The following is a 25,273-nucleotide window of genomic DNA, read 5'->3' on the forward strand; positions in this document are numbered from 1 at the left end:
GCGGCGACCGAGAACCTCCGCGCCGCACAGAGTCTCGGACGCTCGACCGATTCTCGCGCCGCCTGCACGGCGTCACGCGGCCGGCTGCGCCGCCTCGCGGGTGAGGGCGTCCTCGGCGGTGCGCGAGCGGATGGGATGCCCGTGCGTGCTCAGGCAGCGTCCGCTGGCCAAGTCCCACTTCCAGTCGTGCAGGCTGCACGTGAGCACGCCGTCCTCGATCTTGGCGGTCTTGGACAGGTCGGCCCGAAGGTGCGGGCAGCGGCGCTGAACGACCCAGTCGCCGAGCTGCACGTCCTCCGACACGTCCGACTGCTCGGCGTACCAGTTCTCGACGTACTCAATCCGGTCGCGCGACAGGCACTTCATGAAGGTGTAGATGAACTCGTTGAACTTGCCGACGCGGCCCGCCTGGAACTGCATCGACAGGAAGATCGAGTTCGACCAGTCGATCTCGCGGTCGCGGATGTTCGTCGAGACCAGGTCGGCCGGGATGGTGAACCAGTAGCCGGTCTCCTCCCCCGCGTACTCCCGCAGCTTCGCCTTGGGGAAGTCCACGACCATGTCGAGGTCGCCGATCGTGTATCGCACCGGTCCGCCGACGCCCTCCCGGAAGATGCGGCCGCGGCGCAGCAGCGGCTCCCACCACTCCTTGAGCGCGGCGAGCATCTCGTCCGGTGGCAGCACCGGGGCCCGGGAGGCCTCCTCCGCCGCGAGCTCCGCCTGCCGCGAGTCCCGCTGCTCGGCGAGGTATGACCACTTGTCGTCGAAGATCCGGTCGATCTCGGCATCCGTGTAGAGCGTCTGCGTGACCGAGAGGTCGCCGTCGTTCAGCTCGACCACGGTGCCCGGCAGGAACTCGTAGCCCTTCTGATCGGGTCGATGCTCCTTCATGTGGGCGAGGAACTGCCGCTGGTCGGTGAAGATCGCGTCGCCTTCCAGCCCGTGCCCGTTGTACCGGAAGAGCTCCTCCCGCAGGAACATCGGGGGCCCGGCCATCGGGAAGACGTGCTCGGCATCCACCTTCTCGATGTAGTACATCGCCCGCTTGTCCTGTGCGTCGCGCTTCAGCTTGGCGAAGTTCTGCTTGGCGTCCTGCGGCAGGTCGTAGACCATCGGCCACCAGATCGCGCCGGACACCTGGGTGAAGTACGCCTGAGGCTTGGAGAAGGACAGCAGCTTCTCCAGGTCGAGAGGATGCGAGTCGTTCTGGTTCAGGATGCTCGCGGTGCCGTCGTCGACGCTCAGCGACGAGTCGCCGATCGGGCCGTCGCTCGGCGCGCGGAGCGGGGTGACCATGAGCTTGAGGTCCCCGAACTGCAGGGGGACGCCGGCCTGCGTGTAGATGATGTTGTCGTAGCCGAGCCGCCGCAGATCCTGCTCGAGGTCATCGGTCGGGTAGTCCGGCAGCAGGACCTTGATGTCCTTCGGGATGTAGCGCTCCATCAGGGCGGGGTCGAAGTGATCCCGGTGGCGATGCGAAACGTACAGGAAGTCCGCCTTGCCGAAGCGCTCCCAGTCGAGCCCTCGGTTGTCGGGGAACGGGAACCACGACCCGAAGAAGGTCGGCCCGAGGACGGGGTCGCAGAGGATGCTCCCGCCGAGGGTTTCGATGAACATGCCGGCATGGCCGAGGCCTGTGATCCGCATGGATGTGCTCCCTTCAGGTTCGAGTGTAGGCAGGGGTACCCAGCGAGGCGACCGTCCGCGCCGGGCGGCCCGTCAGCTCGTGCGGGCGACGCGCGCGAGGACGCCGTGCACGAAGGCGCCGGAATCGTCCGTCGAGAATTCCTTCGCGAGCTCGACAGCCTCGTCGATCGCGACGGCCGTGGGGACCTCGTCGTTGAAGAGGACCTCCCAGACGCCCATGCGCAGCAGCGCGCGATCGACCGCCGGCATCCGCTCGAGCTTCCAGTCCCGGCTGTGCGTCGTGATCTGCTCGTCGATCTCGTCGCGGTGATCGATCACGCCGTCCACGATCTCGCGGGCGTACAGCCACGAGGCCTCGCGCGCGGGCTCGGCGGCGGCGCGCTTCGCCTCCGACGCGAGCGTCACACCGACATCGTCACCGCGGACATCGGCCTGGAACAGGATGTCGAGGGCGCGCTTGCGCGCCTTCGAACGAGCACTCATCTGAACAGCACCCGCCGCGTCAGTTCACGCGCCCGAGGTAGTCGCCCGTTCGCGTGTCGACCTTCACCTTGGTGCCGGTCTCGAGGAACAGCGGCACCTGGATCTCGTATCCGGTCTCGACGGTCGCGGGCTTGGTGCCGGCCGACGAGCGGTCGCCCTGCAGACCGGGCTCCGTGTAGGTGATCTCCAGAACGACGGATGCCGGGAGCTCGACGTACAGCGGGTTGCCGTTGTTCAGCGCGATCTGCACCTGCTGGTTCTCGAGCAGGAAGTTGGCCGCGTCCCCGACGACCGTGGCCGGCACGGTGAGCTGGTCGTAGTCGGCGACATCCATGAAGACGTAGCCCTCGCCGTCGTTGTACAGGTAGGTGAAGTCGCGGCGGTCGACGTTCTCGATGTCGATCTTGGCGCCGGCGTTGTAGGTGCGGTCGACGGTCTTGCCCGAGACCACGTTCTTGAGCTTCGTGCGAACGAACGCGCCGCCCTTGCCGGGCTTGACGTGCTGGAACTCGATGACGTTCCAAAGCTGACCGTCGATGCTGAGCACGACGCCGTTCCTGATGTCTGCGGTGGATGCCATGGCCTGGAGTTCTTCTTTCGGTTGCTGATCTTGTCGAAGCATCGGCGAGGTGGCTTTCAAGCGCGCCGACCCTCGAGTCTACCGGTCTTCCCGAGCCGGGCCTGAGGTTCAGCCGTCGGCGCGGCCCGTGATCACGTCGAGGAGCAGCCGCACGGCGGTTGCGTACCCTTGCACACCCTCGCCGACGACGTGCACCGATGCGACATCCCGCACATAGGAATGGTGGCGGAACTCCTCGCGCGCGTGGATGTCGGAGATGTGCACCTCGGCGACGGGCAGCGCGACACCGGAGAGGGCATCCCGGAGAGCGATCGAGGTATGGGTCAGTCCGCCCGGGTTGATCACGATGCCCGCGCATGTCTCGCGAGCCGAGTGGATGGCGTCGATCAGCACGCCCTCGTGGTTGCTCTGCACTGCCTCGACGTCGAACCCGAACCGGCCGGCGGTCCGGGATACGAGGGCCTCGACATCGGCGAGCGTCTCGGTGCCGTAGAGCTCCGGCTCCCGCGTGCCGAGGAGGTTGAGGTTCGGTCCGTTGACCAGGAGCAGGCGCCGGGGAGTCGTCACGTTCGCACGATACCAGCGCCGCCGCCGTCGGGGTGGAGCCCTATGGCAGCGAGCGGGCCATGACGATCTCCGGCCCGATCGGGCCGGAGAGGGTCTCGCCGGTGGGCTCGAATCCCGCCCTGCGGTAGGCCGCCTGTGCGCGTGGGTTGTCGCGATGCACGTCGAGCTGCAGCCGGTCGAGCCCGAGCCCCATCGCCCATTCGGCCGCAGCGGTCAGCAGCAGGTCGACCGCGCCGGAGCCTCGTCGCTGAGGCCGCACATAGACCCCCACGACGAAGGCGCGACGATCGTCCGCGATCCTGCCGAAGTAGTCCGCCTCTCCGCTCGCCCGGATGATCACGGACAGGCTGCCCACCCACTCGTCGGCGTCGACCGCGACGAACTGCGCGGCGACCTCGCTCTCCGCCCCCGTCGCGGCGCGCGTGCGCCAGAAGTCGTCGGGGCGCGCGGCGACCTCGTCGTGGCTCTCCAGGAAGGCGATCGGTGCGTCGGGGTCCGCTGTGGACTCCAGCCGCAGTGCGCGAACAGCGCGCCACTCGTCGGCGAAGATGCGCCGGACCAGAAGGCTGCTCACCCCGCCACTTCCTGGTAGGCGGCGAACAGGAGCGACTCGTCCGGAGCCTGCAGAACCGTGGGCTTGGCGATGTCATCGAGCACGATGAAGCGCAGCAGGCCGCCGCGGCTCTTCTTGTCGCGCTGCATGGTCGCGAGCAGCGTCGGCCATCTGCCCGCGCCGTAGGCGGTTGGTAGCCCGAGCGAGTCCAGCACGTCCCGGTGCCTCTGCGCCGCGGCATCCGAGAGCCGCCCGGCGAGGCGCGAAAGCTCGGCGGCGAAGACCATGCCGACCGATATGGCGGCGCCGTGGCGCCAGCGGTACCGCTCCGCGTGCTCGATCGCATGCCCCAGCGTGTGCCCGTAGTTGAGCACCTCGCGAAGGCCGGCCTCGCGGAAGTCGTCGCTCACGACGCGGGCCTTCATGTCGATGGCCAGCTCGATGCACCGGCGGAACGAGGCCGAGGTCACATCCGTCGCCTCCGCAGGATCGGCCTCGACCAGATCGAGGATCTCGGGATACCAGATGAAGCCGGCCTTGACCACCTCGGCGAAGCCGGCGACCGCCTCGTTCCGCGAGAGCGTGGAGAGCACGTCCAGGTCGCAGAGCACCGCGTGCGGAGCCCAGAACGCGCCGACGAGGTTCTTCCCCTCGGCGGTGTTGACCCCGGTCTTGCCGCCGACGGCCGCATCGACCATCCCGAGCACGGTCGTCGGCACCTGCACCACCGCCACACCGCGCAGCCACGTGGCAGCCACGAAGCCGGCGAGGTCCGTCACCGCTCCACCGCCGAAGCCGACGACCGCATCCGTGCGCGTGAAGTCCGCCTTCCCGAGCACCTGCCAGCAGAAGGCCGCCACCTCGATCCGCTTGCCGGCCTCGGCATCCGGGATCTCCGCCAGCAGCACTTCGCGGTCGCCGCTCAGCGACGCCCTCAGCTCCTCGGCCTGGGCGGCGAGCGTCGGGGGGTGGATGACGAGCACTTTGCGCGCGGCGGGTGGAAGGACCGCGCCCAGCGTCGAGAGGACGCCGTGGCCGACCGTGATCTCATACCCCGCCCCGCTCGTCACTGCGATCGTGGTCGTGTCGCTCATTCGTCTCTCACTTCTGGTCGGTCAGCGCCTCGAGCGGGCCCAGGCGACGATGGCGTCGGCCACGGCGCTCAGGGGTCCGTGCGAGGTGTCGAAGGTGGCGTCGGCCACCTCCGCGTACAGTGGTGCGCGCTCCTCGCTGATGCGCGTCCATTCCGCGATCGGGTCCCTGCCCTGGAGCAGGGGCCGTGTGGTGTCCCGCAGTCTCGAGGCCACGACGCGGGGCTCGACCGTGAGCAGCACGACGTCGTGCGGGGCGAGGTCCGCCCGGGTGTCGGCATCCAGCACCGCCCCTCCCCCGAGCGCGACGACGCCGTTCGTTGCGAGACCATCTCGCACCGCGGCGCGCTCGAGGGCTCGGAAGTGCGCCTCGCCCCGCGCGCGGAAGAGCTCGGGAATGGGCCCGTGAGCCCTCACGATCGCCACGTCCGTGTCGAAGAATCCGACGCCCAGGCCCTTGGCGACCCGCCTCCCGACGCTCGACTTGCCGGCGCCCATCGGGCCGACCAGCACGAGCGCGCGCTGAAGCGGGGTCATGCCCCGGCGAGCGCCGCGTCGCTGCCGGTGAGGGTGCGCAGGGTGTCCGGGATGCTCGCGAGGTACGACTGCAGGTTGCGGCGGGTCTCCGTGACGGAGTCCCCGCCGAACTTCTCGAGCGCCACTTCGGCCAGCACGATCGCGACCATCGCCTCGGCGACGACGCCTGCGGCCGGCACGGCGCAGACGTCCGATCGCTGGTGATGGGCGGATGCCGTGTCGCCGGTGGCGACATCCACCGTCCGGAGGGCGTGCGGGACGGTGGCGATGGGCTTCATCCCTGCGCGGACGCGCAGCACGGTTCCGGTGGACATGCCGCCCTCGGTGCCGCCCGCTCGATCGGAGGCACGCGCGATTCCGCCGTCGGTCGCGAAGAGCTCATCGTGTGCGGCGGACCCCCGGCGGGTCGTCGTCAGGAACCCGTCGCCGACCTCCACGCCCTTGATCGCCTGGATGCTCATCAGCGCCTGGGCGAGCTTGCCGTCGAGCCGGCGATCCCAGTGCACGTGCGAGCCGAGGCCGGGCGGCAGCCCGTAGGCCAGCACCTCGACGATGCCGCCGAGGGTGTCGCCGTCCTTGCGGGCCGCGTCGACCTCCTCGACCATGCGGGCCGACGTCTCGGCATCGAAGCACCGAAGCGGGTCGGCGTCGAGCGCGTCGACGTCCTCCGGCCGCGGAAGGGCGGCGTCGTCGGGAACGCGAACGGGGCCGATGGAGAGCGTGTGGCTGACGAGGGTGATGCCCAGCTCGCCGAGGAATGCGCGGGCCAGGGCGCCGAGCGCGACCCGGGCGGCCGTCTCTCGCGCGCTGGCGCGTTCGAGGATCGGTCGGGCCTCATCGAAGCCGTACTTCTGCATGCCGACGAGGTCGGCGTGCCCCGGACGGGGGCGGGTGAGGGGTGCTCCCCTGCCGCGCGACTTCTCCGTGAGCTCGAGAGGCTCGGGGCTCATCACCTCGACCCATTTGGGCCATTCGGTGTTCGCGATGCGGAGCGCGATGGGGCTGCCGATGCTGAATCCGTGCAGAACGCCGCCCGAGAAGGACAGTTCGTCCTCCTCGAACTTCATGCGCGATCCCCGGCCGTAGCCGAGCTTGCGCCGGGCGAGGTCGGCGCGCACGGCGTCGGCGGAGATGGGGACGCCGGAGGGAAGGCCCTCCATGATGGCGACGAGTTCCGGGCCGTGCGATTCGCCGGCCGTGAGCACGCGGAGCATTCGTCTAGTCTCCCATGAGTGCCGCGCGCATCGCGGCGAGCGCCAGGGGCTCGTCCGGAAGCGGCGCCTCGACGTCGCCCGTGACGAAGATGCGCACCTGCAGAAGCGCCTGGTGCAGGAGCATCTCCACACCCGAGATCGGCGCACCGCCGCGGCGCTCCCATGCCGTGCCCAGGTGGCTCGGCCACGGCGCGTACGCGGCATCCAGCAGCGCTCCGCCGCCCTCCGCGAGGACGTCCGCGAAGCTCCCCGGCAGTTCGGTGCCGCTCGGAAGCGTGGCGACCGTCACGTCGACGGGTCGCCCGACGGTGCCCGACAGCGGATGGATGCTCACGCGCGTGCCCAGCGCATCGCCGAGGTGCACGAGTGTCGCAGCACGGTCGGGGCGTCGCGCCACGACCTCGATCTGCCGCGCGCCCATCTCCTGCAGGGCGACGACCGCAGAGGATGCCGTGGAGCCCGCTCCGATGACCCTGGCCGCCTCCACCCGCTCGACGCCGCGATCGCCGAAAGCGCCCACGATGCCGCCGACATCCGTGTTGAAGCCCCGCGGTCCGTCTTCGTCGCCGAGCAGCAGTGTGTTCACGGCGCCCGTCAGCTCGGCACGGCGATCACGGGTGGGCGACGCGGAGAAGGCCCTCTCCTTGAGCGGCATCGTCACCGACAGACCCCGCCATTGCGGGCCGAGCTCGGCCAGCGCGGCGTCGAACTCCCGCGCGTCGACCCGTCGCCGCTCGTACGTCCAATCGAGCCCGAGCACGGCGTACGCCGCGCCGTGGAGCTGGGGCGACCTGCTGTGGGCGATGGGGTCGCCCCAGACGGCCAGGCGCGTCCCGGTCGGCGGGGGCGTCACTCGGTCAGCACCCGGAGTCCGGGTGATCTTCGCACCACTGGGTCCACTGCTCGATCGCCCGTTCGTGGTCCGCGAAGTTGTCGGTGAACACGGTCTCACCGGTTTCGAGGTTGACGGTGACGAAGTACAGCCATGGGCCGTCCGCCGGGTGCATGGCCGCGTCGATCGCCGTATCGCCCGGATTCGCGATGGGTCCGATCGGCAGACCGGGGTGCACGTAGGTGTTCCACGGGTTGTCGTCGAACTGCGCCTCGGCGGACGTGCTGACGGTGCCGTCGTCGATCTCGTCGAAGCCGTACTGCGCCGTGGAGTCCATCTGCAGCAGACCGAAGGTCTCCTGGTTGTCGGGCTTCAGCCGGTTCTCGATCACCCGGGCGACCTTGTAGAAGTCCTGCTGGAAACGGGCCTCGCGCTGGATGATGGAGGCCTTGATCAGGACCTCCTGGCGCTGCTCCGCCGGCACTCCGGCCGCGTCGAGAGACGCGATCGTGCGGTCCACCATCGTCTGGATGACCTGCGGAGCGGTGACACCCGGATCGAAGGTGTACATCGCGGGAAAGAGCCAGCCCTCCAGGCTGTCAGCCGGCACGCCGTACGCGGCCGGATCGGTCACGGCCGCCTGGAAGTCCTCGATCGGCAGCCCGATCCCCTCCGACAGCTCCACGAGCGTCTGCTCGACGGTGAGGCCCTCGCGCAGCAGTGCCGAGTTCTCCAGCTTGCTGGCGGGATCCTGCAGTGCCGTAAGGGCGGCCGCCGAGGTCATCTTCTGCTGCAGCCGGTAGACGCCCGGATAGAAGACGGGCTGCTCGGGCTGCGCGATCAGCATGGAGTAGAACGCTTCGGGGGTCTTCGTGACACCGGCTTCGTAGAGCGACTGGGAGATCGCCTGGCCGCCGTCGCCCGAATCGATGGTGAGCAGCGCCTCCCCGGTGGCGAGCCCCTCCTCGTAGTCCTTGGGCTCTTCCCAGCCCATGACCTCGCGGATGTTGTCCTCGTAGGTGTTCCAGACCCAGAACCCCGCCGCGACGATGCCGCCGACGAACAGCGCGAAGATCACCAGCGCGATCAGGCAGCCACCGCGTCGCTTGCGGCGCTTCGCCGCGGGCGGGTCGGCGTGGACCTCGTGCGCCTCCGCGCTGAACAGCTCGTCGATCGTGGGCTGCGCCACAGCGGCCGAAGTTCCGAGGGTCTCGGAAGCCCGCGCCGCCTGTGGGCCCCGAGCCTGAGGAACGGCGCTCATGGCGAGCGTCGGCGGTCCGACCCACGGGTCGTCATCCGGGCGCACCGAAGAGGATGCAGGCACGGAGGACGCCGCGGGGATCGTCGCGGAGGGAGTGGTGGAGGCCAGTCGAGCGGCGCGTCGCGAGACGGGCGCGTCGGGCGCAGGGCCCCGCGCGCCGCCGCCGGCCGGCGAACGGCCGTCGCCCAGTGGGTCTCCACCGTCTGCGGCGCCTGCCACTCCCCCGTCGGCGTCGCGCTCGTCCGCAGCCACACGGGCTTCCCGCTCCTTCGGATCGGGAAGCTTCCCGTAGAGGTCGGAGAACGGATCGTCGGACGTTGACGATGGATCGGGCATGGTCAGGCGGGCTCCTGGCTGGGCGGTACGGGCAGACCGGGTGCTCGCCCGGTCTGCTTCTCGGTGTCGAGGGCGTGCTGAAGAAGCACGACCGCCGCCACTTGATCCACAATGCTACGAGAGGATCGCTGAGAACGTCCCGCATCGCGCAGAACGGAATTCGCGCTCACGGTGCTGAGACGCTCATCGACCATGCGCACGGGTATCTCGGATGCCGCCGCAAGGGCCTCGGCGAACTGGCGGGCGTCGACCGTCGAGAGGGTCTCGTCGCCCTTGAGGTTCAGCGGAAGCCCGACGACGAGCTCGACCGCGGAGTACTCGCCCGCGAGCTCGCGGATGCGCGCGATCGGGTCGCCCACGGCGCGCGCGACGGTCTCGACGGGGGTGGCCAGCATGCCGTCCGGGTCGCTGCGAGCGACGCCGATTCGGGCCTTGCCCACGTCGATGCCGAGGCGCGCGCCGCGCCGGAATCCGCTCACGCCGCGGTCTTGCCCAGCGCGTCGCGCACAGCGATGAGCGCGGCCGGCAGGGCCGAGGCATCCGCGCCGCCGCCCTGCGCGATGTCATCGCGCCCTCCCCCGCCGCCGCCGAGGGTCGCGGCGGCGAGCTTCGCGAGAGCACCCGCCTTCGCGCCTGCCTTCCGCGCTTCGTCGTTCGTCGCGACCATCACGACGGGCCGGCCGCCGATCTGGCCGCCGAGCGCCACGATCGCCGGTGCGTGGCCGAGGCGATCGCGCACCGAGGTGACGAGAGACCGCAGATCATCCTGCGAGGCCACGGCGCCCACCTGGTCCGCGACCAACTGGAACCGTCCCACCGGGACGGCCTGTCCGGCCAGGGTGGGAACCCGCTCCGCGAGTGCCCGCGCTTCGTAGGCCGCGATCTTGCGCTCGGCCGCCTTGAGGCTCGCGGCGAGCTCGGCGATGCGGCCGGGAAGCTGGTCGCGCGGCGTCTTGAGCGCGGAGCTCAACTGGGAGACGATGGCGCGCTCCGCCGCCAGCTCGCGGAACGCGTCCTGGCCGACCAGTGCCTCGATGCGGCGGTTCGAGGCGCCGACCGAGGACTCGCCCACCAGGCTGATCAGGCCGATCTCGGCGCTCGAGGAGACGTGGGTGCCCGCGCAGAGCTCGCGCGACCAGGGGCCGCCGATGTCCACCATGCGCACCTCGGAGCCGTACTTCTCGCCGAACAGCGCCATCGCGCCTGCTTCCTTGGCCTCGTCGAGCGAGACGATGCGCGTCTGCACCTCGAGGTTGTCGCGCACGGCGTTGCCGGCGATCTCCTCGATCTCGGTGCGGGTCTCGGGCGAGAGCGCCTGACCCCAGGTGAAGTCGAAGCGCAGGTAGCCGGCGCGGTTGAGGGACCCCGCCTGCGTCGCGCCCTTGCCCAGCGTGTCGCGCAGCGCGGCGTGCACCAGGTGCGTCGCGGAGTGCGCCTGCCGAGCGGCGCGCCGGTTGGCGGCATCCACGACGGATGTCGCCGGCTGGCCGACGCCGACCTCGCCGCGCGTCACCTCGACCGTGTGGCTGATGAGCCCCTGGATCGGCTTCTGCACGTCGAGCACCTCGAGTTCGAAGCCCGGGCCGACGATGGTTCCCTTGTCGGCCACCTGGCCTCCGGACTCGGCGTACAGCGCGGTCTGGCCGAGGATGACCTCGGCGATCTGACCCTGTGCAGCCCGGTTGACGGACTGACCGTCCACGAGCAGGCCGAGCACCGCCGATTCCGTCTCCAGGTCGCTGTATCCGGTGAAGACCGTCTCGCCCTGAGCGCGGAAGTCCCGGTAGACGCTCAGGTCCGCCAGCGCACGCTTGCGCGACTTCGCGTCGGCCTTCGCCCGAGCGCGCTGCTCCTGCATCAGCGTGTCGAACGCGGCGCGGTCGACTGTGAGCCCGGCCTCCTCCGCGATCTCGAGGGTGAGGTCGATCGGGAATCCGTAGGTGTCGTGCAGCAGGAAGGCCTCGTCCCCCGCGAGCGTCGTGCCGCCGGCATCCTTCGTCAGCTCGAGCGCGGTGTCGAGGATCGTCGATCCGGACGCCAACGTGCGGAGGAAGGTCTCCTCCTCGGCGTACGCGTACGCGGAGAGGCGCGCGTAGTCGTCGCCGACCACCGGGTAGGACTCCTTCATCGCATCGCGCGACGCCGTGAAGAGCTCGGGGAACGTCGGACCGTCAACGCCGAGGAGGCGCATGGCGCGGATGGCGCGGCGCATCAGGCGGCGCAGGATGTAGCCGCGCCCCTCGTTGGACGGCGTGACACCGTCGGAGAGCAGCATCAGGGATGACCGGACATGGTCGGCGACGATGCGGAAGCGCACGTCGTCCTCATGATCGGCCCCGTACGTCTTGCCGGAAAGGGCGACCGCTCGGTCGAGCACCGGCCGCACCTGGTCGGTCTCGTACATGTTGTCGACGCCCTGCTTGATGAACGCGACGCGCTCCAGACCCATGCCGGTGTCGATGTTCTTGTCGGGCAGGTCGCCGAGGATGTCGAAGTCGACCTTGGATCGCACGTTGTCGATCGCGTACTGCATGAAGACGAGGTTCCAGATCTCCACGTACCGGTCGTCATCCGTCGCCGGGCCGCCGTCGACGCCATATGCCGGTCCGCGGTCGAAGAAGATCTCGGAGCACGGGCCGGCGGGACCGGGCGTTCCGGTGTGCCAGTAGTTCGACTCCTTTCCGAGACGCTGGATGCGATCCTCCGGGAGGCCGGCGATGCGCTTCCACAGCTCCATCGCCTCATCGTCGTCCTCGTACACCGTGACCCAGAGGTCCTTCGGATCGAAGCCGAGCTTTCCGTCGGCCTCCGACCCCGTCAGAAGATCCCACGCGAAGGTGATCGCGCCCTCCTTGAAGTAGTCGCCGAACGACCAGTTGCCGAGCATCTGGAAGAACGTCCCGTGGCGGGGCGTCTTGCCCACCTCTTCGATGTCGTTCGTGCGGATGCATTTCTGCACATCGGCGGCGCGCGCGTACGGCGGCGGCACATTCCCGCTCAGGAATGGGATGAAGGGCACCATTCCGGCGACCGTGAACAGGAGGGTCGGGTCATCGCTGACGAGCGATGCGCTCGGCACGATGACGTGGCCGTTCTTCTCGAAGTAGTCGAGGTAGCGCTTCGCGATCTCCGCGGTCTTCATCGGTCAGGTGTTCCTTGCATGCGGGCGCTCCCGCTCCCCGGGGTCGTCCGGAGCTGCGGGTTGGATGCGCGAAGGGTCAGTCTGCGAGCTTTTCTGAGGACTGGGTTGCGGCGTTCCCGGCGTCGGCCGCGAGCGCCTGCGCCTTCTGCACGGCTTCGGCGGCGGCGTCCTTGGCGGACTCGATGGCGTCGGAGGCGGCATCCTGAACGTCGCTGAGCAGGCCGCCGAACTTGGCCTCCTGCAGGTGGTACGCATCGGACACGCGGTCGGTGAATTCGGCTATGCGCGCGTCGATGTCGGCGAGCAGCTCGTTCCCGCGCGGATCCTTGCTCATCAGGTGCGCCGCTGCGAAGCCGCCGATCACACCGATCAGAAACCAGAGAGCGTTCTTCATGTCACCCATCCTCGAGCATCCGGGCCGCCTGATCGCGGCATCCGTCCATCGTAGGCCGAAACCACGAGAGGCGCCGGGGGTCTGCCCCCGGCGCCTCTCGGCTGCTCTGCGACCTTCCGGTCATTGAGCCTGTCGAAGTGCTAGCGCGCGGCGTAGTACTCGACGACGAGCTGGACTTCACAGGTCACGGGAACCTCGGCGCGCTTGGGGCGGCGCAGAAGGCGTGCCTGCAGCGTCGGAAGGTCGACCTCGAGGTAGCCGGGAACGGGGGGCAGCACGTCGGCGTGACCACCGGCGGCGGCGACCTGGAACGGCTCGGTGCCCTCGCTCTTGGTCTTGACGTGGATCAGCTGACCCGGCTTCACGCGGAAGGAGGGGCGGTCGACGAGCTGGCCGTCGACCAGGATGTGGCGGTGCACGACGAGCTGGCGCGCCTGCGAAGTGCTGCGGGCGAAGCCGGAGCGGAGCACGAGCGAGTCCAGACGCATCTCGAGCAGCTCGACCAGGTTCTCACCGGTCAGGCCCTCGGTACGACGGGCTTCGTTGAACGTGTTGCGCATCTGCTTCTCGCGGATGCCGTACTGGGCGCGCAGGCGCTGCTTCTCACGCAGGCGGACCGCGTAGTCGCTGTCCTGCTTGCGCTTGGTGCGGCCGTGCTCACCGGGAGCGTAGGGGCGCTTCTCGAGGTACTTGGCGGCCTTCGGGGTGAGGGCGATTCCGAGCGCGCGGGAGAGGCGGGTCTTGCTGCGGGTACGTGACTTGGTCGACACGAGAACCTTTCGATGACGTGGCCGCGTCGTTCGCGGCTCACGGACGTATCGCTCTCCCCTGCAGTTTCGGGCGCACGCCGGGGCGCATCGAAAAGTGGTGTGGGGGTGAGAGGATGCTCGAAATCCGTTTCGAGCCGGTTCAGTCTACCAGATCGGGCGTTTCCGCCCGTGCGGCGGCGGCGTTCACCGCTCACCGTCCAGGATGCGGCGGATCTTGTCGAGCCGGGCTTGGATGTCGCGTTCCGTGCCGTGGTTGGTCGGCTCGTAATAGCGCGTCCCCCGCAGCTCGTCCGGCAGGTACTGCTGCGCGACGACACCGATGTCGGTGTCGTGGGGGTATCTGTAGCCCTTGCCGTGCCCCAGCCGCTTCGCACCGGCGTAGTGCGCGTCGCGCAGATGGACCGGCACGCGGCCGATCCTGCCGGCTCGGACGTCGGCGATCGCCTTGTCGACCGCGAGATAGGCGGCGTTGGACTTGGCCGTCGTCGCCAGGTAGGCGGTGGCTTCCGCCAGGGGGATGCGGCCTTCCGGCATCCCGATGAAGGCCACGGCGTCGGCGGCCGCGACCGCGATCTGCAGCGCCTGCGGGTCGGCCAGTCCGATGTCCTCCGCGGCGGAGATGACGAGCCGGCGGGCGATGAAGCGCGGGTCCTCCCCCGCCTCGATCATCCGCGCGAGGTAGTGGATGGCCGCGTCGACGTCCGATCCGCGAATCGACTTGATGAACGCGCTGATCACGTCATAGTGCTCGTCGCCCTGCCTGTCGTAGCGCAGCAGCGCCCGATCGACGGCCTGCGCCACGATGTCGGCCGTGACGAGCGGTGCATCCTCGCCGTCGGTCGCCGCCATCCCGGCCGCCGCCTCGAGCGCGGTGAGAGCCCGCCGCGCGTCGCCGGAGGCGAGGCGGATGAGCGCCGCCCGCGCATCGGGCGCGAGGGTCACCGTGCCGTGCAGCCCGCGGGGATCCTCGAGGGCACGGTCGACCAGTGCGCCGAGGTCCTCGTCGCTGAGGGGTTGGAGGGTCAGCAGCAGCGAACGTGAGAGCAGGGGCGAGATGACGGAGAACGACGGGTTCTCCGTGGTAGCAGCGATGAGGATGACCCAGCCGTTCTCGACGCCAGGGAGCAGCGCATCCTGCTGCGCCTTCGTGAAGCGATGGATCTCGTCGAGGAAGAGAATCGTGGAGTGACCGTAGAGGTCACGCTGATTCAGCGCGTCCTGCATCACCTCCCGCACGTCGCGCACTCCCGCGGTCACGGCCGAGAGCTCGACGAACCGCCGGCCCGACGAGCGGGCTATCGCCTGCGCGAGCGTCGTCTTGCCGGTGCCAGGCGGGCCCCACAGGATGATCGACACCGCACCGGGTGCGACGGCTTTCGGATCGGCGAGCGCCGTGATGGGCGATCCCGGCTTCAGCAGGTGGGCCTGCCCTGCGACCTCGTCGAGCGACACCGGCCGCATCCGCACCGCAAGGGGCGTCTGTCCCTGGAAGAGGGCGGTGGGACTCGTCACCCACCCAGGCTAATCGCCGACGCCGACACGCGCTCCGCGCACCGGTTTGGGGATGCCGGGACGGGATGCGTAGGCTTCTGCTCGGTTCGATCGGACCACCGTGTCACCGAGGAGGACCCGTGGCGTCTGGCAGCAAGCCGCCCAGCGGCAAGGATCGCGCCGGCCGCGCCGCCCGAGAACGTGCACGTCTGTATCAGGCGCGAGCCGCCTATCACCAGGGTCAGCAGCGCCGCCGCACGCGCGACAACTGGACGGCCGGAATCGTCGCCGGCGTCCTGATCCTCGGCGCCATCGGATCGCAGGTCCTGTACTACACCGTGGGCCCCGCTGCTCCGGAGCCCGCTCCGACGCAGACGACGTCGCCGTCGCCCACGCCGACGCAGACCACGTCGCCGTCGCCCACGCCGAGCGCGACGCCCACGGGTGAGCCGGTGCCGGGACCCACCGAGACCCCCTGAGCGGAACGCCCCGGCGTATTAGGCTGGGGGCGTCCATCCGCACTCCCGTCGGCCCTGGGCCGCGCAAGGAGAATCACGTGTCTTCCACCGAGTCCGCCACCGACGTCCCCGACTCCTCCGGCTCTTCCGAGTCCACCATCGAGACCCCGGAAGGCGCCGACGCGCCCGAGTCCTCCGCCGAGATCACCGAGGCGCCCGAGTCGCCGTTGGAGCGCGACGACGCGGAGGGGTCGTCCCTCGAGGCGGATGACTCGCCCGCGGTCGCGGACGACCCGGCCACCGCCGGACAGCTGGCGGATCCGCGGGAGGTCCCGGCCGACGGCGACCCCGAAGCGGATGCCGCGGGCTCGTCACTGGAGGAGCCGGAGGTCGAGCCGGAGCCGGTCGGCGCACCCGAGCCGGCCGCGGAGCCGGAGCCCGCCGCTGAGCCGGAGCCCGCCGCTGAGCCCGCCGCCGAACCGGAGCCCGCCGCGGAGCCCGCCGCGGAGCCAGAGCCCACCGCCGCGCCGGAGCCTGCAGCAGAGCCCGAATCCCCCGCAGAGCCCGAACCCGCCGGAGAGACGGAGCCGGTGGCCGCGGCTCCCATCGGTCCCGTCCCCACCCCCCGCCCCGTACCGAGGCCGGCGCCGCGGCCGGGACGTCCGGTCTCCTCGACCGCGCCCAAGCCGGCCGAGCCGTGGGGCCGCGTCGACGAGGGCGGCACCGTCTTCGTGCGCGAGGGCGACTCCTGGCGCGAGGTCGGGCAGTTCCCCGACGGCGACCCGCAGGAGGCGCTCGCGTACTTCGAGCGCAAGTTCCAGGACCTTGCCGCCAAGGTGCGGCTGCTCGAACAGCGCAACAGCCGCGGTGGCGCATCGGCATCCGATCTCGGGTCGGCCGCCGCACACCTGCGCGAGGAGATCACCGGCGCCGCCGCCGTCGGCGACCTGGCCTCGCTGGAAGCCCGCATCGACGCGCTCACGGAGTCGCTGTCCGCCGCCACCGAGACCGAGGCGGCCGCCGCCCGCGAAGCGGTGGACGCCGCCATCGCCGAGCGCACCTCGCTCGTCGAGAAGGCGGAGGCCCTCGCCGCACGCGATCCGCGCACGACGCAATGGAAGCAGGCATCCACCGAACTGGCCGCCCTCTTCGAGTCTTGGCAGTCGCAGCAGCAGAACGGCCCTCGCCTCCCCAAGTCGATCTCCCAGCAGCTCTGGAAGCGATTCCGCGACGCTCGCTCGACGGTGGAGCGGCACCGTCGCGAGTTCTACGCCGAACTGGACGAGACGCACAAGGCTGCCCGTGACCGCAAGACGGCGCTCGTCGAGAAGGCCGAGGCGCTCATTCCCAAGGGCGAGGACGGCATCACCGCGTATCGGGGACTGCTCGATGACTGGAAGACCGTCGGCAGGGCCGGCAAGAAGGTCGATGACGCCCTGTGGGCTCGCTTCAAGGCGGCCGGCGATGCCATCTACGGCGCCCGCGTCGAGCGCGACGCCGCCGAGCAGGCGGAGTCGCAGCCGCGCATCGAGGAGAAGCGCGCCCTACTCGCCGAGGCCGCGGCCGTCGCGGATCAGGCGGACATCGTCAAGGCGCGGAGCATCCTGACGGGCATCCAGCGTCGCTGGGACGAGGTCGGCCGCATCTCGCCGCGCGAGAAGGAGCGAGCCCTCGACGATGAGCTCCGCAAGGTGGAAACGGCTCTGCGGGCGCGGGAAGACGTCGACTGGAAGCGGAACAACCCCGAGACCAAGGCGCGTGCCGGCGACATGTCGCGTCAGCTCAACGAGGCGATCGAGAAGCTCGAGAGAGAGCTGGCGAAGGCCGAGGCGGCCGGCGATAAGGGCGCCATCGCGAAGGCGCAGGAAGCGCTGGACGCTCGGAAGGCCTGGTTGCGGGCGCTCGGCGTCTGAGGATTCCTCGGCCGCGGCCGCTGTGGAGGACTGTGTTCTCCACAGAGGGGCGCCTTCGGGCTTCGGGCCCTCCGATCTCGGGCACACTCCAGAGATGCACTCGTCGTATCTCTACTTCGCCGATGACCGGTTCTCTGCCGCCGAGCTGTCGGCGGCGCGGCTCGACGGTCACCTCGTCGAACTCGGAGAGGGATACATCCCCGCGGATGCCGTCGAGACGACGCACCTGAGGGCGGCCTCCCTCGCCGTGCTGCTGGGTGACACCCTCGCGGCGACGCACCTGTCCGCCGCCTGGGTCTACGGCGCCCTCGACGAGGTGCCGGCCCGTCACGCCGTGCAGCGCGCGGTCCCCCGGCGCATCCATCAGCTGATAGATCGCCGTTTCCTCTACCGCGACGGGTACATCGAGACGGATGACGTGACGACCGTAGGCGGGGTCCTCGTGACCGCGCCCGCCCGCACGACGGCGGATCTGGCCCGCATCGTGCAGGCGGAGCCGGACTCCGCCGTCGCGCTCCGAGGCATGGCGCGGGTCTTCCCCGGCGTGCTGGCCGAGGCGCGCGCCTGGTTCCACGCCCACGGGCCCGTACCGGGGAAGCGGGGCGCCCTCCGGGTGCTGGAGGACGAGGAGTCGGAGCTCGTCAGGATGATGTGACGCGATAGACGTCGTACACGGCGTCGATGCGCCGAACGGCGTTCAGCACACGATCCAGGTGCACGGTGTCGCCCATCTCGAACACGAACCGGCTGATCGCCAGGCGATCGTTGCTCGTCGAGACGGTGGCCGAGAGGATGTTGACGTGGTGCTCGCTGAGCACCCGCGTCACGTCCGACAGCAGGCCCGAGCGGTCGAGCGCCTCGACCTGGATCTGCACGAGGAAGAGACTCTTGGTCGTCGGCGCCCAATCCACCTCGATGATCCGCTCGGGATCCTCCATGAGGGACCGCACGTTCGTGCAGTCACTGCGGTGCACCGAGACGCCGCTCCCCCGGGTCACGAAGCCGACGATCTCATCGCCCGGCACCGGCGTGCAGCACTTGGCGAGCTTGACCAGGATGTCGGGGGCACCGCGCACCAGCACGCCGGAGTCGCCGCTGCGCGGCTGCCGCTGCCGGCCGATCTGCGGGAGGTCGATGGGGCCGGTCGAGGTGTCGTTGGCTCCGACGAGCGACGTGACCTTCTCGATCACCGACTGCGTGGAGACGTGTCCCTCACCGACGGCGGCGTAGAGCGCCGACACGTCCTCGTACTTGAGGTGGTGTGCGACCTCCGTGAAGGAGTCCTGACTCATCAGGCGCTGCAGGGGCAGGTTCTGACGGCGCATCGCTCGGGCGATCGCCTCCTTGCCCTGCTCGATCGCCTCTTCGCGGCGCTCCTTCGTGAACCAGCCGCGGATCTTGTTGCGCGCCCGTGTGCTGGCGACGAAACCCAGCCAGTCCTGGCTCGGCCCCGCATCCGGGTTCTTCGACGTGAACACCTCGACCACATCGCCGCTGGTGAGCTTCGACTCGAGCGGCACCAGGCGCCCGTTCACCTTCGCGCCCATCGTGCGGTGCCCGACCTCGGTGTGCACAGCGTAGGCGAAGTCCACGGGCGTCGCGCCGCCCGGCAGGCCGATGACGCGGCCCTTCGGCGTGAAGACGTAGACCTCCTTGGCACCGATCTCGAACCGCAGGGAGTCGAGGAACTCGCCCGGATCGGCCGTCTCCGCCTGCCAGTCGGAGATGTGCGCGAGCCAGGCCATGTCGGCGTCCATCGACTTGCCGGTCTCGGACTTGCCGCCGTTCATCCGCTCTTTGTACTTCCAGTGCGCGGCGACGCCGAACTCGGCCTGCTGGTGCATCTCGTGGGTGCGGATCTGGATCTCCACCGTGCGGCCGCCCGGCCCGATGACCGTGGTGTGCAGCGACTGGTAGAGGTTGAACTTCGGGGTGGCGATGTAGTCCTTGAACCGGCCGGGCAGCGGTGTCCACCGTGCGTGGATCGCCCCGAGCACGGCGTAGCAGTCGCGCACCGTGCCGACCAGCACGCGGATGCCGATCAGGTCGTAGATGTCGTCGAACTCCCGGCCCCGCACGACCATCTTCTGATACACCGAGTAGAGCTGCTTCGGCCGGCCGGCGACCCGCCCGCGCACGCGCAGCTCACGCAGGTCCTCGTCGACGGCCTCGATCACGCTGTGCACGTACTGTTCCCGCTGCGGCGTCCGCTGCTTGACGAGGCTCTCGATCTCGGCATAGAGCTTGGGGTGCAGAACCGCGAACGAGAGATCCTCGAGCTCCGACTTGATGGTCTGGATGCCGAGGCGATGCGCCAGCGGGGCGTAGATCTCGAGCGTCTCGGTGGCCTTCTTCTGGGCCTTCTCGGGCTGCACGAAGCCCCACGTGCGTGCGTTGTGCAGCCGATCCGCCAGCTTGATGAGCAGCACGCGGATGTCCTTCGACATCGCGACGATCATCTTGCGGACCGTCTCGGCCTGGGCGCTCTCGCCGTACTTGACCTTGTCGAGCTTGGTCACGCCGTCGACGAGCATGGCGACCTCGTCGCCGAACTCGGCGGAGAGCTGATCGAGCCCGTACCCGGTGTCCTCCACCGTGTCGTGCAGGAGAGCCGCCGCGATCGCACGCGGGCCGAGTCCCAGATCGGCGAGAATCTGGGCGACGGCGACCGGATGCGTGATGTACGGCTCGCCGCTCTGGCGCACCTGCCCCTCGTGGGCCTTCGACGCGACGGCGTACGCGCGCTCGATGACGCTCAGATCGCCCTTCGGGTGGTTCGAGCGCACCGTGCGCAGCAGATGCTCGAGGTCGTCCCTGCGGGCGGACCTCGAGAAGATGCGCGGAACCAGCCGGCGGAGGCTGGATGACTGCGCGGCCGCCGGGACCGTCTCTGTCACCGCATCACCCCCCTGCCTGCCTGGACGAACTGGTCAATCCTACGCCCGGGCGAGGTGCCTCCCGAGCCGCCTAAGCGGCCACCGTCGCCCGCTGACGCGACTCCAGCACACGGGCGTCCCGCTCCTTGATGGGAGCCTCGTTCTCGCGGAACAGCGAGTACAGCGGCGCCGCGACGAACAGCGTGGAGTACGTGGCGACGAAGATGCCGACGAAGATCGCGAGGGAGATGTCGGTGAGGGTCTCGGCGCCGAGCCAGAAGGCGCCGATGAAAAGGATGGCACCGACCGGGAGGGCCGCCACGATCGAGGTGTTGATCGAGCGGATCAGCGTCTGGTTGACGGCGAGGTTGACGGACTCTCCGAAGGTGCGGCCGGATATCTCGCCGTCCTCCGTCGTGTTCTCGCGGATCTTGTCGAACACGACCGTGGTGTCGTACAGCGAGTACGACAGGATCGTCAGGAAGCCGATCACCGCCGCCGGGGAGATCTCGAAGCCGGCCAGGGCGTAGATGCCGATCGTGATGATCAGCACGTCGATCAGGCCGAGGATGGCCGCCACGGACATCTTCCAGGTGCGGAAGTACAGCGCCAGGATGATGAAGGTCAGCGCGAGGAAGATGGCGAGACCCCACAGGGACTGGCGGGTGACGTCCTGGCCCCAGCTGGGGCCGATGAACGACGCGGTGACCTCGGTGACCGGAACGTCGTACGCCGCGGCGAGCGCTTCGGTGACGTCCTGGGTCTCATCCGGGGTGAGCTGATCGGTCTGCACGCGGACGGCCGTGCTGCCGATCGTCGTCACCTTGGTGGTGGCATCCGGTACGACGCTCTGCACGGCCTCCGTGGCATCGTTCTGGTCGGGCGACTCGAGCCCCGACACGGTGAACTGCGATCCGCCGGTGAACTCGATCGAGAACTGCACCGGCCGGATCAGCGGGACCAGCGCCGAGGCGATCACCAGCACGGCGGCGAGGATGAACCACAGCCGCCGGCGTCCCACGAACGGGAACGAGGTCTTGCCGGAATAGAGCTCGTTGCCGAGCTGACTCATGGAGCGCATCAGCGGCCTCCCTCCTTGCCGGACGTGGTCGGTGCCTTGGCTGTCGTCGTGGTGGTGGTCGGCGTGACCGGCACAGCCGTCGTGTTCTTCGCGGGCGCAGGGGCTTTCGTCGACGTCGGGTTCTTGCCCGTTGCCGCATTCTTGCCCGATGCCGGGGGCTTCACCGGCGTGGGGGCCGACGTCTTCGCCGCCGCCAGTTCGGCCTGCTTGCGCTCGGCGATCGTCTGGCGCCGTTCGGCCTCGCCGCGCGAGCGGGTGGCCCGTCCGGCGGCGCCGCCCCTGACCGCCACGGGAACGGGCTCGCGGAACTGCGCCCGACCGCGATAGACCGCCCCGAGCGCCTCGGGATCCAGACCCGACAGGGGGTGTCCGGACCCGAAGAAGCGCGTGCGGGCCAGCAGCTGCATCACCGGATGGGTGAACAGGATGAAGATCAGGATGTCGATGAGCGTCGTGAGGCCGAGGGTGAAGGCGAAGCCCTTCACGGTGGCGTCGGCCAGGATGTACAGCACCACGGCGGCGAGGATGTTGATCGACTTCGAGATGTAGATCGTGCGCCGCGCTCGACCCCAGCCGTCCTCGACGGCCGACGTGATCGACTTGCCGTCACGCAGCTCATCCTTGATGCGTTCGAAGTAGACGATGAACGAGTCGGCGGTGAAGCCGATCGTCACGATCAGGCCGGCGACGCCGGCGAGCGACAGGCGGAAGCCCATGCGCCACGCGAGGATGCACATCGTGATGTAGGTGAGCACGCCCATGACGATCAGCGACGCGATGATCACGAATCCGAGCGCGCGGTAGACGATGAGCGAGTAGATCGCCACGAGCGCGAGTCCGATGAGACCGGCGATGAGCCCGATCTGCAGCTGCTGCGAGCCCAGGGTCGCGGAGATCGTGTCCGAGCTGACCACCGCGAAGCTCAGCGGGAGGGCGCCGTACTTGAGCTGGTCTGCCAGCGTTTTGGAGGTCTCCTGCGTGAACGAGCCGGTGATGCTCGGCTTGCCGTCGAGGATGACGCCGTTCATCTGCGGCGCCGAGAGCACGTAGCCATCGAGCACGAAGGCGAACTGGTCGAGCGGCGCCGTCGCGCCGTACAGCCGCTGGCTGATCTCGCCGAAGGTGTTGGTGCCCTCGTCGTCGAAGTCGAGGTTGACGGCCCACCGGCCGGTGGTCTGCTCGAGGCCGAAGGTCGCATCGTCGATGGACGAGCCGTCGAGCTCCACCGGGCCGAGGATGTACTTGACCGAACCCGTGGGGTCGCAGGTGATCAGCGGCTGATCGGCCGGCGCCTGCGCGGGGTCGTTCGCCGGGTCCGCGCAGTCGTAGGCCAGGAACTCCGCCTGCAGGGCCGGCGTGATCCACGCCGGGTCGCTGCCGCTGCTCGGAGCAACGGAGGGCGTCGCCTGCAGCGTCGGGTCCGGTGTGGGATACGGGGTGCGGTTGCCGTCCGTGCCGACGAAGTCGGTGGCGGGCTCGCCGGCGTACAGCACGGCCCGCAGCTCGAGCTGAGCGCTCTGCTCGATCCGGTTGCGGGTCTCCTCATCGGCCGTCCCGGGGATCTGGACGACGATGTTCCGGCCGCCCTCCGTCGTGACATCCGCTTCGCCGACGCCCGTGGCATCCACGCGCTGGCGGATGATCGTCACCGCCTGGTTCAGCTGATCCTCGTTCGGTGCTGTGCCGTCCTCGGTCTGCGCCTCGAGGATGATCTGCGTTCCGCCCTGCAGGTCGAGGGCCAGCTCAGGGCTCCACGAACTCTGCTTGAAGACGTAGACGCCGAGGGCGTTGATGCCGAAGAGAACGGCCGTGATGATGAGGAGGCTGAGGAGCGCGCGCCAGGCGTGCCGGACGGGGGTGGATGTCGCCACGAAGGGATCAGCTTTCTGCGTACGCCCGCGAGCGGGCGAGCGGGTTTAGTCCTCGGTCTTCTTGCGCGTGTCGGGGTCGACGGCAGGCTTGATGGCCACGTCGTCGATCGACTCGATCGCGGGTGCATCCTGGATGGGCTCTTCGGTGAGCTCCGTCTCGGCCACGGGGTCCACGACGCGGAGGATCGCCTGGCTGTGCACCTTGATGACGGTGCCGGGTGCGATCTCGACCTCGGCCGGCTGGTCGAGGTTGTCGGGGTCGTACGCCACGATGGTGCCGTAGAGCCCGCCCTGCAGCAGCACCTCGGCGCCGGGCACCGTCTGCCGTGCCTTGGCCTCCTGCTCGAGCTTCTGCTTCTGCATGCGCTTGCGCGAGTTCCAGAACATGAAGACGAGGAGCACCGCCAGCAGGATGAACAGGCCGTAGTTAGCGAAGAATTCTGCCATGCGAGAGGGGATGACCTTCCGGGAGCGGCACGCCACGACGACGAGGATGCCTAGGGGATTGCGGCGAGAAGCCTTCAGCGATTATAGGTCATCGAACCTGAGCGCACCGTCTGGGTGTGGGGCGCCCAGATGCGCGTAGGCCTCGGGGGTGGCGATGCGACCGCGCGGCGTCCTGCCCATGAAGCCGATGCGCACGAGGTACGGCTCGACGACGCTCTCGACGGTGTCGGGCTCCTCGCCGACCGCGATGGCGAGCGTGTTCAGTCCCACCGGACCGCCGCGGAAGCGCTTGACGAGTGCCTCCAGCACGGCCCGGTCCAGCCGGTCCAGGCCGATCACATCCACGTCGTAGAGCTCGAGCGCCGCGCGCACGGCGTCCAGTCCGGCCGGCAGCTCGTGCACCAGCACGTAGTCGCGCACGCGGCGCAGCAGCCGGTTCGCGATACGGGGCGTCCCCCGTGAGCGCCGTGCGATCTCGGCTCGGGCCGGTGGCGGGATGTCGACGCCCAGCATCGCCGCTGAGCGCTCGATCACCCGCTCCAGTTCCGCGGGCTCGTAGTACTCGAGGTGCGCGGTGAAGCCGAACCGGTCGCGCAGCGGATTGGGCAGCAGCCCCGACCTGGTCGTCGCTCCGACGAGCGTGAACGGCGCCAGGTCCAGTGGAATGCTCGTGGCGCCCGCGCCCTTGCCGACCATGATGTCGATGCGGAAGTCCTCCATCGCGAGGTAGAGCATCTCCTCGGCGGAGCGCGCCATCCGGTGCACCTCGTCGATGAACAGCACCTCGCCCGGCGTCAGGCTCGACAGGAGAGCCGCCAGGTCGCCGGCGTGCTGGATCGCCGGCCCGCTGGAGAGGCGCAGTGGCCGCGCGCTCTCGTGCGCGACGATCATCGCGAGTGTCGTCTTTCCCAGACCAGGAGGCCCCGACAGCAGGATGTGATCGGCCGGGCGCTGCTGGATGCGGGCCGCATCCAGCAGCAGCTGGAGCTGTCCCCGCACCTTCTGCTGCCCCACGAACTCGGCGAGCGAAGCGGGCCGGAGCGCTCCCTCGATCGCGAGCTCGGTCTCATCGACCGGATCGTCGGCGTCCCGGATGTCATCCACGAGCGGCCCCATGCGGTGCGGGACCGAGGGCGGCGAGCGTCAGGCGCAGCAGCACGGGGACCGAGGCGCGATCGACAGCGGATGCCTCGGCGGCGGTCGTGGTGACCGCCTCGGTCGCGACCCGTTCGGGCCAGCCGAGTCCTGTCAGCGCCTCCGCCACCTGCGTCAGTACGGCGGCCGGAGCGTCGATGACCCTGGCCGCGGTGCGCACGGGAGCTTCGAGCTTGCCGGCGAGCTGCACCACGATGAGTTTGGCGGTCTTCGGGCCGATGCCCGGGACCCGGCGGAACGGCGCGTCGTCGTCGGCCGCCACCGCGGCGGCGATCTGCTCCACGGAGAGCCCGGAGAGCACCCCGAGCGCCGACTTCGGACCGACGCCGGTGACTCCCAGCAGCAGCGAGAAGACGGCCAGCTCCCCCCGCGTCTCGAAGCCGAACAGCGACAGCGCGTCCTCGCGCACCACGAGGTGCGTGTGGATGTGCACGACGTCGCCGGGGTGCGTGGAGCGGGCGAGACCCGCGGGGACGGCGACCGTGAGGCCCACTCCCCCGACCTCGACGACCAGGGTGTCCGCGTCGACGTGCGCGGTCGTTCCCCGAAGAGAAGAGATCATTCGCCAAGCCTA

The 25,273-nt window shown here is 69.6% G+C and carries 23 protein-coding genes and 1 pseudogene; 3 read left to right on the forward strand and 21 right to left on the reverse strand.

Annotation, left to right across the window (positions count from 1 at the left end):
• Window positions 1-72: 72 nt before the first annotated feature.
• The 15 genes from ACPW96_RS10855 to ACPW96_RS10925 all read right to left on the reverse strand — a co-directional run bounded on the left by ACPW96_RS10855 (window position 73) and on the right by ACPW96_RS10925 (window position 14,868).
• Entirely contained in the window at window positions 73-1,647 is a 1,575-nt protein-coding gene (locus ACPW96_RS10855) for a Rieske 2Fe-2S domain-containing protein (protein WP_425883104.1), read from the reverse strand.
• A 72-nt stretch (window positions 1,648-1,719) separates the two neighbouring features.
• On the reverse strand, window positions 1,720-2,130 hold the full coding sequence (gene nusB / locus ACPW96_RS10860; protein ID WP_425818306.1) for a transcription antitermination factor NusB: 411 nt from the start codon (window positions 2,128-2,130) through the stop codon (window positions 1,720-1,722).
• 19 nt (window positions 2,131-2,149) lie between these two features.
• The gene (gene efp, locus ACPW96_RS10865; protein WP_425818308.1) at window positions 2,150-2,710 is read right to left on the reverse strand and encodes an elongation factor P; all 561 of its coding nucleotides are present in this window, start codon (window positions 2,708-2,710) and stop codon (window positions 2,150-2,152) included.
• Between the two features lie 108 nt (window positions 2,711-2,818).
• Window positions 2,819-3,277 carry a type II 3-dehydroquinate dehydratase gene (gene aroQ / locus ACPW96_RS10870; RefSeq protein WP_425883106.1) on the reverse strand — a complete coding sequence of 153 codons (459 nt, stop codon included), beginning with the start codon at window positions 3,275-3,277 and terminating at the stop codon, window positions 2,819-2,821.
• 40 nt (window positions 3,278-3,317) lie between these two features.
• On the reverse strand, window positions 3,318-3,851 hold the full coding sequence (locus ACPW96_RS10875; RefSeq protein WP_425818312.1) for a GNAT family N-acetyltransferase: 534 nt from the start codon (window positions 3,849-3,851) through the stop codon (window positions 3,318-3,320).
• Entirely contained in the window at window positions 3,848-4,924 is a 1,077-nt protein-coding gene (aroB, locus tag ACPW96_RS10880) for a 3-dehydroquinate synthase (RefSeq protein ID WP_425818314.1), read from the reverse strand. Before aroB ends, ACPW96_RS10875 begins: the two co-directional genes overlap by 4 nt.
• A 21-nt stretch (window positions 4,925-4,945) precedes the next feature.
• Window positions 4,946-5,458 (reverse strand): shikimate kinase, encoded by a 513-nt coding sequence (locus ACPW96_RS10885; protein ID WP_425883108.1) that lies wholly within the window; start codon window positions 5,456-5,458, stop codon window positions 4,946-4,948.
• The gene (aroC, locus tag ACPW96_RS10890) at window positions 5,455-6,672 is read right to left on the reverse strand and encodes a chorismate synthase (protein ID WP_425883110.1); all 1,218 of its coding nucleotides are present in this window, start codon (window positions 6,670-6,672) and stop codon (window positions 5,455-5,457) included. The genes ACPW96_RS10885 and aroC overlap by 4 nt, the downstream gene beginning before the upstream one ends.
• A gap of 4 nt (window positions 6,673-6,676) precedes the next feature.
• Window positions 6,677-7,525, reverse strand: a complete 849-nt coding sequence (locus ACPW96_RS10895; RefSeq protein WP_425883112.1) for a shikimate dehydrogenase — start codon at window positions 7,523-7,525, stop codon at window positions 6,677-6,679.
• Between the two features lie 4 nt (window positions 7,526-7,529).
• A complete protein-coding gene (gene mltG, locus ACPW96_RS10900; protein WP_425883114.1) occupies window positions 7,530-9,101 on the reverse strand; it encodes an endolytic transglycosylase MltG in 1,572 nt (523 codons plus the stop codon).
• A gap of 2 nt (window positions 9,102-9,103) precedes the next feature.
• Entirely contained in the window at window positions 9,104-9,580 is a 477-nt protein-coding gene (ruvX, locus tag ACPW96_RS10905; RefSeq protein WP_425818324.1) for a Holliday junction resolvase RuvX, read from the reverse strand.
• Window positions 9,577-12,243: an alanine--tRNA ligase gene (alaS, locus tag ACPW96_RS10910; protein ID WP_425883116.1), complete on the reverse strand. Its 2,667-nt coding sequence runs from the start codon at window positions 12,241-12,243 to the stop codon at window positions 9,577-9,579. Before alaS ends, ruvX begins: the two co-directional genes overlap by 4 nt.
• A 76-nt stretch (window positions 12,244-12,319) precedes the next feature.
• Window positions 12,320-12,637 carry an ATPase gene (locus ACPW96_RS10915; protein ID WP_425818328.1) on the reverse strand — a complete coding sequence of 106 codons (318 nt, stop codon included), beginning with the start codon at window positions 12,635-12,637 and terminating at the stop codon, window positions 12,320-12,322.
• A gap of 140 nt (window positions 12,638-12,777) precedes the next feature.
• Window positions 12,778-13,407: a 30S ribosomal protein S4 gene (gene rpsD / locus ACPW96_RS10920; protein WP_425818330.1), complete on the reverse strand. Its 630-nt coding sequence runs from the start codon at window positions 13,405-13,407 to the stop codon at window positions 12,778-12,780.
• A gap of 183 nt (window positions 13,408-13,590) precedes the next feature.
• Window positions 13,591-14,868: a replication-associated recombination protein A gene (locus ACPW96_RS10925; protein ID WP_425818635.1), complete on the reverse strand. Its 1,278-nt coding sequence runs from the start codon at window positions 14,866-14,868 to the stop codon at window positions 13,591-13,593.
• A 170-nt stretch (window positions 14,869-15,038) separates the two neighbouring features.
• Between ACPW96_RS10925 and ACPW96_RS10930 the strand changes: the two genes are divergently transcribed.
• The 3 genes from ACPW96_RS10930 (at window position 15,039) to ACPW96_RS10940 (ending at window position 17,924) form a co-directional block, all read left to right on the forward strand.
• Entirely contained in the window at window positions 15,039-15,377 is a 339-nt protein-coding gene (locus ACPW96_RS10930) for a hypothetical protein (protein ID WP_425883118.1), read from the forward strand.
• A 77-nt stretch (window positions 15,378-15,454) separates the two neighbouring features.
• On the forward strand, window positions 15,455-17,269 hold the full coding sequence (locus tag ACPW96_RS10935; RefSeq protein WP_425883120.1) for a DUF349 domain-containing protein: 1,815 nt from the start codon (window positions 15,455-15,457) through the stop codon (window positions 17,267-17,269).
• Window positions 17,270-17,363: 94 nt separating this feature from the next.
• Window positions 17,364-17,924 (forward strand): type IV toxin-antitoxin system AbiEi family antitoxin, encoded by a 561-nt coding sequence (locus tag ACPW96_RS10940; protein WP_425818336.1) that lies wholly within the window; start codon window positions 17,364-17,366, stop codon window positions 17,922-17,924.
• On the opposite strand, the pseudogene ACPW96_RS10945 reads toward ACPW96_RS10940, so the two are convergent.
• From ACPW96_RS10945 to ruvA, 6 genes and pseudogenes are all read right to left on the reverse strand, one after another.
• Window positions 17,911-20,204, reverse strand: a pseudogene (locus tag ACPW96_RS10945) (RelA/SpoT family protein). The gene ACPW96_RS10940 and the pseudogene ACPW96_RS10945 sit on opposite strands and share 14 nt — an antisense overlap.
• Window positions 20,205-20,236: 32 nt before the next feature.
• Entirely contained in the window at window positions 20,237-21,226 is a 990-nt protein-coding gene (gene secF / locus ACPW96_RS10950; RefSeq protein ID WP_425818340.1) for a protein translocase subunit SecF, read from the reverse strand.
• Window positions 21,226-23,097: a protein translocase subunit SecD gene (secD, locus tag ACPW96_RS10955; protein WP_425883122.1), complete on the reverse strand. Its 1,872-nt coding sequence runs from the start codon at window positions 23,095-23,097 to the stop codon at window positions 21,226-21,228. Before secD ends, secF begins: the two co-directional genes overlap by 1 nt.
• A gap of 45 nt (window positions 23,098-23,142) precedes the next feature.
• Window positions 23,143-23,544: a preprotein translocase subunit YajC gene (locus tag ACPW96_RS10960; RefSeq protein ID WP_425818344.1), complete on the reverse strand. Its 402-nt coding sequence runs from the start codon at window positions 23,542-23,544 to the stop codon at window positions 23,143-23,145.
• An 81-nt stretch (window positions 23,545-23,625) separates the two neighbouring features.
• Entirely contained in the window at window positions 23,626-24,648 is a 1,023-nt protein-coding gene (gene ruvB, locus ACPW96_RS10965; RefSeq protein ID WP_425818346.1) for a Holliday junction branch migration DNA helicase RuvB, read from the reverse strand.
• Window positions 24,641-25,261, reverse strand: coding sequence for a Holliday junction branch migration protein RuvA (ruvA, locus tag ACPW96_RS10970; protein WP_425883124.1), 621 nt, complete (start codon window positions 25,259-25,261; stop codon window positions 24,641-24,643). The genes ruvB and ruvA overlap by 8 nt, the downstream gene beginning before the upstream one ends.
• Window positions 25,262-25,273: the final 12 nt, after the last annotated feature.

The sequence above is a fragment of the Micromonospora sp. DT81.3 genome (assembly GCF_049847225.1).
Classification (GTDB): Bacteria; Actinomycetota; Actinomycetes; order Actinomycetales; family Microbacteriaceae; genus Microbacterium.